Origin of the sequence: Prosthecobacter sp., from assembly GCF_044373815.1 — a bacterium.
GTDB lineage: Bacteria > Verrucomicrobiota > Verrucomicrobiia > Verrucomicrobiales > Verrucomicrobiaceae > Prosthecobacter.
On record NZ_JBIPNG010000381.1, the window covers coordinates 1 to 6,430 of the forward strand.

The 6,430-nt window shown below is 60.9% G+C and carries 7 protein-coding genes; 4 read left to right on the forward strand and 3 right to left on the reverse strand.

Annotated elements, in window-relative coordinates:
• Window positions 1–198 precede the first annotated feature (198 nt).
• Complete coding sequence (locus ACIREA_RS23740) at window positions 199–336, forward strand: hypothetical protein (protein WP_397384823.1); 138 nt, start codon at window positions 199–201, stop codon at window positions 334–336.
• A 105-nt stretch (window positions 337–441) separates the two neighbouring features.
• Here the strand turns inward: ACIREA_RS23740 and ACIREA_RS23745 are convergent, their stop codons facing one another.
• The 3 genes from ACIREA_RS23745 to ACIREA_RS23755 are packed head-to-tail and all read right to left on the reverse strand — an operon-like array spanning window position 442 to window position 3,697.
• Window positions 442–1,416, reverse strand: coding sequence for a hypothetical protein (locus ACIREA_RS23745; protein ID WP_397384824.1), 975 nt, complete (start codon window positions 1,414–1,416; stop codon window positions 442–444).
• A gap of 60 nt (window positions 1,417–1,476) precedes the next feature.
• Window positions 1,477–2,193, reverse strand: a complete 717-nt coding sequence (locus tag ACIREA_RS23750) for a glycosyltransferase family 2 protein (RefSeq protein ID WP_397384825.1) — start codon at window positions 2,191–2,193, stop codon at window positions 1,477–1,479.
• A 16-nt stretch (window positions 2,194–2,209) separates the two neighbouring features.
• Entirely contained in the window at window positions 2,210–3,697 is a 1,488-nt protein-coding gene (locus tag ACIREA_RS23755; protein WP_397384826.1) for a glycosyltransferase family 39 protein, read from the reverse strand.
• 55 nt (window positions 3,698–3,752) lie between these two features.
• Here ACIREA_RS23755 and ACIREA_RS23760 point away from each other — a divergent pair, with 55 nt between their 5' ends.
• Genes ACIREA_RS23760 through ACIREA_RS23770 form a run of 3 tightly spaced genes read left to right on the forward strand, consistent with a single transcriptional unit; the run spans window position 3,753 to window position 6,425 of the window.
• A complete protein-coding gene (locus ACIREA_RS23760; protein WP_397384827.1) occupies window positions 3,753–4,448 on the forward strand; it encodes an outer membrane lipoprotein-sorting protein in 696 nt (231 codons plus the stop codon).
• Window positions 4,449–4,503: 55 nt separating this feature from the next.
• Window positions 4,504–5,196 carry an outer membrane lipoprotein-sorting protein gene (locus ACIREA_RS23765; protein ID WP_397384828.1) on the forward strand — a complete coding sequence of 231 codons (693 nt, stop codon included), beginning with the start codon at window positions 4,504–4,506 and terminating at the stop codon, window positions 5,194–5,196.
• Window positions 5,197–5,204: 8 nt separating this feature from the next.
• A complete protein-coding gene (locus ACIREA_RS23770) occupies window positions 5,205–6,425 on the forward strand; it encodes a class I SAM-dependent RNA methyltransferase (RefSeq protein ID WP_397384829.1) in 1,221 nt (406 codons plus the stop codon).
• The last annotated feature ends 5 nt before the right edge of the window (window positions 6,426–6,430 follow it).

Genomic DNA, 6,430 nt, shown 5'->3' on the forward strand with positions numbered 1-6,430 from the left:
CGCCCTGGGTCAATGTCACGCGTTTTCGGGAAGCAAACCCAGCACCTTCTTCGCACACCGCGTCCACCAGCAGCGTGTGCAAAGAGTTCCGCCGCACCAAGCGAGTGCCGCCAGCTCCAAACTCACGATTCATTCCCTTACATAGGTGTCTTCATGACAGCCCCGCATTCACCACCATCGAAGCCAATCAGCCAAGCCATGCCAGAACTCGTCTCCTTTTCGCATGGCGAGAAAGCCAAAGAGAAGAGCAATGCCCGCGACAAACGCCCAAAAGTTCCCGCTAAAGGCCGCGATCTCTCGCAGTGCGAAGATAAAGCCGATAAAACCACCAAATAAAAAACCACACCCAAACCGAAGTCGCTTCTCAGAGGAGTCGGGCTCAGGGCTGTCTTTCATTGCATGAATAATTGGCCATGCCTGACCACCGTATCAAACTTTGCATCACCTCACCACCCCGCCCACCCACTCCGGCTGCCGCTTCGCCAGACACTCAGAAAGCCACCGCACCAGATCGGCCACAGAATCATGCTTCTTCCGCAACGTATTGAGCGCCGACCAGTCAAGCGTCGGGCGTGACGTCGGCAGCGTGATCTTCTGAATGCGCAGCAGATTGTGCACCGCCTCAAACTCCGCAGCACTCATGGCGCGCAGCTCCTTCGCCGAGGGCAGGTCATCCAGCACCGTGAGCGGAATGCCCAGGCTGCTGATGCCCACGCCAAACTGATGCCCCAGGCTGCGCAGCGCATCCACGAGCGCCTCATCATTCAGTCCTTCCGCGATGACGATCTCGCTCTGCAACGTCCACCGTGTGGCGCTGAGCGCCTGGAAAAAGTCGGCGCTGAAGGTGTCCGGTGCCACGCTGAGCTTGAGCTGCACCCCGGCCAGCCCCACTTCGGGGCCGCCCAAATGTCGGCGCAGGTCGAGCATCGCCGCATCAAAACGCGGGGCATCATCACTGCCCGTATCGAGGTCCCAATCAGCCACCACGAGATCTGGAATGTCCCATTCACCCTCCATGCTGGGGGTGCCGCTGCTGTTGCGGTTGAGCAGGAAGGGATAGCGCGAGCGCTGCAGACAGAGCCGCTCATAGATGGCCACCATCCGCAGGTAGCGCGACCAGCATTGGTCGCTCTCGCCCAGCTCGCTGTCGAACAGCCCCTGGCGGCTGACGCCGTTGCTGCCGCCCAGTGTTTTTTTCTGCCGCTGGTAGTACCCCTGGCCCTGATCCACCTTCGCGATGGGCGACGTGGGATCGTAGCTGAGGATGGAAAAATGGTAGCGCAGCGTGGCGTCGCTGTAGCCATCTCCGAGGCGCAAGCGCACAAGGCGGATGAGTTCGGTGCCCTTGATCGAATCCGCAGGATCATGCGGCAGGATTTCGGGCAGCAGTAGTCGCAGTTGTTCGCGTAGGTTCATCCTTGGTGCTGTGTCACAGCATGGCTGCGAAGCAGTTGTCTCGTCAACAACAGAAACGCATCAGCCACGGCGCTCCTCACGAATGACATAGCGGGTGCGCCGGCTGTTCAACCAGCGCACGCCAAACATGTCCATCGTCGCGCGCAGCGCCCGGTTGCCGAAGCCATATTTGCTCACACCATGGATGCGCGCGCGGTGGTTCACCGGCATTTCGGTCACGCGCCAGCCCATGTTGCGGATGAGCGCGGGAATGAAACGGTGCATGCCATTGAAGAGCAGCAGAGCCTCGCGGCAGTCGCGGCGCATCACCTTGAGCGTGCAGCCCGTGTCGCGCACGTGATCACCCACAAAGCGGGAGCGCACAAAATTGGCGATGCGACTCTGCAGCCGCTTGAACGTCGTGTCTTTGCGCTTCGCACGGTAGCCGCAGACGAGGTCATAGCCCCCTTCTTCATCCAGCTTCGCGATCATCGCGGGAATATCAGCCGGGTCATTCTGCAGGTCGCCATCCAGCGTGACGATCACATCCCCAAGCGCGGCGTAAATGCCGGCGTGCATGGCGGCGCTCTGCCCGCTGTTCTTTTCAAAGACGATCACTCGCACACGCTCCCCACGCTGCACACGGGCCAGGGTTTGATCCTTCGATCCATCATCGACGAGAACCAGTTCGTAATCGCGTCCTCCCAGGACCTTGTCGATCTGCTGCTGCATCTCCACGACATTGTCCTCCTCATTGTAGAGCGGCACGACGACGGAAATGGCAGGGGAGGAGGGCATGGAGGCGAAAAGGGCGTCAAAAGTCGGGCGCTCGATAATCGTGGCAAGCAAAGATTTTCAACCATCGCACCTCATTCCCCGCATGCATGACCCGTGCCACGGAGAGCAATTCGGTGCGCTGAAACCTCTTCTTGAGCGAATCGGGCAGGCCTTTCGCGTCCCTGTCCTCCGTGACAAAGAGCGCACTTCGTCCGGCAAAAGACCTCAGATCACTGGCTGGCCACTGCACCGTCCCGGCCTGCCCAAGGTAGTGATCCAGCTCAACCGCAAGCGGCCAGTCACCTGCGAGCACGAACCAAGACCCCGCCCCGCCCGCCTGCTCCAGCACGGCAGAGACGACTCTGGCGCTCTCACGCCAGCCACGCAGGGTCTTGGACGGATCAGCGATAAATGCATGGGAGGCATCAGTCTCAGCGCTGGGTTTGGGTGAGAAAGGCCATGTCAGCCCCAGCGTGCGTGGCAGATCCGTTTGCAGCAAAAAAGCGCTCTGCAGCGCGGCCAGCACAATCGTGATGGTGCGCAGACTGATCTTCTGCTCGATCACCCCCGTCCGGGCGACCGTGCTTCGATGCGCCAGAAGCACCGCCGCAAAGAGCATCCACACCACGCCTCCCGTGTCCGGCCAGATTTCATGCGGGCCATAGAAGAAGTCGATCCCCGCCAGCGGCAGCAGCATCGCCATGGGCAGGCTGCGGTGGGTTTGCAGCATGCCGTTCGTAAATCCCGCACGCACCGCCATCACGAAAAGCACCAGCAGCAGCGGCGAAGCCAGCACGATCCATCGCAGCAAATTCGGAATCACCCGCCACTCAGGCAGCCAGTGCCCCGCTGCAAACGCCGGCCAGCCATGCCCGCCCTGCCAGATCAGCCAGCCCAGCACCACCACAGACCATGCAGCCAGGATCCCTCTGAATCCCGTACTATTCAGGTAATGCCGCTGATGCTTGGACAGACCCAAAACGCAAACCACCGCCGCCATCGCAGCCAATGCAGGCGGCTGCGCCAGCGCCGTACCTGCCACGCAAGCCCCGGCAGCCCACCACGCCTGGTGCTTCACCTCTGCCTTCAGCAGCGCACGGCGCACACACAGCGCCGCTGCTGGCACCAGCACGCAGGCAATCGTCGCCGGACTCAGCGTGACAGCAGCGAGGTTGAAGGCAGGCAGCACATTCACAATCACCACCGCCCAGCCCGCGATCTGCTCATCAAACAAGTCACGCGCCAGCCTCCAAATCAGCAGCGAAGCTGCCAACGCGAGCAACGGCGCGAAGAATCTCACCCCAAATTCACCCTCTCCTCCAATCAGCATGCCCAGCTTGGCAACCACCGGCACCAGTGGCCCGATCTCAAAAAAACTGCCCCACTGGCCATGTTTGCCGCAGAAAACCGCCAGCGCCTCCTCTGGCACGAGTTCCAGCGTCGGCAGCAGCGCCCAGCGCCAGAGCGTGAGCAGGCCCAGGGCGGCAAAGAGAAAGCGCTGGCGCTGCATGAGGGTTGAGCGCATTGAATAGAGATCGCCGCCGACAAGTCAAAGTGTCGTCACCAACCCGCCCACTCTTATGAAACGTCTCTTCCTGCTCCCTCTGCTGCTTGCGTCCGTGCTGCGTGCCGAGGATGCCCAGCCGAAAACCGCCGAGGAAATCGTTCGGATCGTCCAGAACAGCTACGCCCTGCAAAACTACAAGATGACCGGCGAGCTTCGTGACGACACCTCGGGCCGCTCAGAGCCCCTCACGCTCACCATGCAAAACCGGGTCATGCGCTTCCTCTTCAAAAACGCGCCGCCAGAAATCGTCCACCTGGATATGAACACCTCCCCGGCCACGCTGTATCAGGTGCGCGCCGGCGGATCATCCGTGGTACCGGACAGCCAGCATGGCAACAAAGTGCGCGGCATGGAGTTCAATTACGAAGACCTCTCCCTCGCCTTCCTCTACTGGCCGCGTCCCCAGCTCATGGGCGAAGACCGTGTCAGCGGCCAGAAATGCTGGATCGTGCGTGTCACCAACCCAAGCAGCCAGGGCCCCTACTACGCCGTGGATCTCTGGGTGCATCAGGGCAGCGGCGGCGCGGCCAAGATGGCGGCCTTTGATCGCACGAGCAAAATCGTGAAACGCTACCAGGTCACCAAGGTGCAGAAAGTGGAAGGCGCCACGACGCTCAAGGAGCTGCGCATCGAGTCCATCAATCCCGCCAACGGCGCAGTCATCGGCCGCACCTACATGAAGCTGGATGATCCAGTGAAGAATAATTAATGCGACGTCTGTGAAAGGGAGGCTGACTCAGCTCCCTCCCTGCACCCGAACCGCCATGAAGTTCATCATCCTCGCCACACTGCTTCTCACGCCATGCCTGCGTGCCGCAGAGGCGCAGCCAAAGACCGCTGAGGAAATCATGCTCGATGTGCGCCAGAGCTACGCCGGGCAGAACCAAAAGCTTCAGGGTGAACTGCGTGACAGCGACTCCGGCCGCACCGAACCCCTGGAGCTCACCATGGGGAATCAGGTCATGAGCTTCCTGTTCTCCACCCCACCGATCGAGACCATCCGTATTGAGTTAAACACCTCCCCCGCCAGGCTGTTTCAAGTGATCAAGGGCACTTCAAAGCAGGTTCCCGCCAGCCAGCTCGGCAGCAAGGTGCGCGGCATGGATTTGAATTATGAGGATCTCTCCCTCGGCTTTCTCTACTGGCCGCACCCGCAGCTGCTCAAAGAGGCCCGCGTGAGCCTCCAAAAATGCTGGCTCGTGCGTGTCATGAACCCCGGCAAAGAAGGCCCCTACTATGCCGTGGACATCTGGGTGCATCAGGCCAGCGGTGGCGCGGCGAAGATGGAAGCCTATGACCGCAGCAGCAAGGTCATCAAGCGCTATGAAGTCACCAAGATGCAGAAAGTGAATGGCACGAATGCCTTGAAGGAACTACGGGTCGAAACCCTGGATCCCGCCACCGGCAAAGTCCAAGGCCGCACCTACATGAAGATGAACACCCCCGCCAAACCCTGACGCGACGCATGCAACCGCCGCGCAAATTCACGCCCCATCCCTTCGCCTATCATCAGGAGCTGGACGTCCGCATCGAAAGCCTCACCAACGAAGGAGCGGGAGTCGCCCGTGTCGATGGCTGGGTCGTCTTCGTTCCCTTCACACTCGCCGGAGAACTCGTGAAGTGCCGCGTCTTCCGCAATCACAAGAACTACAGCGAGGCCGACTTCGTCTCCGTCATCGAGCCCTCGCCGAACCGCGTCACACCGCAGTGCCCCTTGTTCAGCCAGTGCGGCGGCTGCCAGTACCAGCACCTCTCCTATGAGGAGCAGTTGCTCTCAAAGCAGCGCCAGGTGGCCGAACTGCTCAAGCACATGGCCAAGATCGAGCACCCCGTGTGCCCGGTGATCCCCTCACCCGTTCAATACGGCTACCGCTCCAAGATCACACCTCACTTCCAGCGCCCGAAAGAAGGCGGCATCGGTGCCATCGGTTTCCTCCGCGCCCGCACCCGCAATGCCATGGTCGATGTCGAGCAATGCCCCATCGCCATGCCCGAGCTCAATGCGCAGCTCGCCAACGTGCGCGAGCGCGCCCGCGCAAACTCCGCCGAATTCAAAAACGGCGCCACCCTGCTCATGCGTGCCGCCGATAACGGCGTCCTCACCCGCCCCGATGAAATCGCGATCGAAACCGTGGACGGCGTCCGCTTCGAGTTTCAGGCGGGCGACTTCTTCCAGAACAATCCCTTCATCCTGCCCAAGTTCGTCCGCCATGCCATCGACGAAGCCAAAGCCACCGGCGCAAAGCATCTTGTCGATGCCTACTGCGGCAGCGGCCTCTTCGCCATCAGCGCCGCACGCGACTTCGAAAGTGTCATCGGCGTCGAGATCTCCGAAACCGCCGTCAAAAAAGCCGCCCACAACGCCGAGATCAATTCCCTCACCAACTGCCGCTTCATCGCCGCCGATGCCCAGCACGTTTTCAAAGACGTGCCTCATGCCGGTGCCGACACCGTGGTGATCATCGATCCACCGCGCGCCGGCAGCAGCCCCGAGTTTTTGCAGCAGCTCTTCGCCTTCAATCCCAAAGGCGTCGTCTACATCTCCTGCAATCCCGCCACCCAGATGCGCGACCTCGTCCTATTCACCGAGGCCGGCTTCAAACTCGGCACCGTGCAGCCCTTCGATCTCTTCCCGCAAACGAAGCATCTCGAATGCGTCATGACCCTGAGTCGCGATACGCTCTAGTTGTA

Coding starts and splice junctions, on each gene's coding strand:
- ACIREA_RS23755 (WP_397384826.1), bottom strand. CDS start 3,697: ATGCGCTCAACCCTCATGCAGCGCCAGCGCTTTCTCTTTGCCGCCCTG.
- ACIREA_RS23750 (WP_397384825.1), bottom strand. CDS start 2,193: ATGCCCTCCTCCCCTGCCATTTCCGTCGTCGTGCCGCTCTACAATGAG.
- ACIREA_RS23745 (WP_397384824.1), bottom strand. CDS start 1,416: ATGAACCTACGCGAACAACTGCGACTACTGCTGCCCGAAATCCTGCCG.
- ACIREA_RS23770 (WP_397384829.1), top strand. CDS start 5,205: ATGCAACCGCCGCGCAAATTCACGCCCCATCCCTTCGCCTATCATCAG.
- ACIREA_RS23765 (WP_397384828.1), top strand. CDS start 4,504: ATGAAGTTCATCATCCTCGCCACACTGCTTCTCACGCCATGCCTGCGT.
- ACIREA_RS23740 (WP_397384823.1), top strand. CDS start 199: ATGCCAGAACTCGTCTCCTTTTCGCATGGCGAGAAAGCCAAAGAGAAG.
- ACIREA_RS23760 (WP_397384827.1), top strand. CDS start 3,753: ATGAAACGTCTCTTCCTGCTCCCTCTGCTGCTTGCGTCCGTGCTGCGT.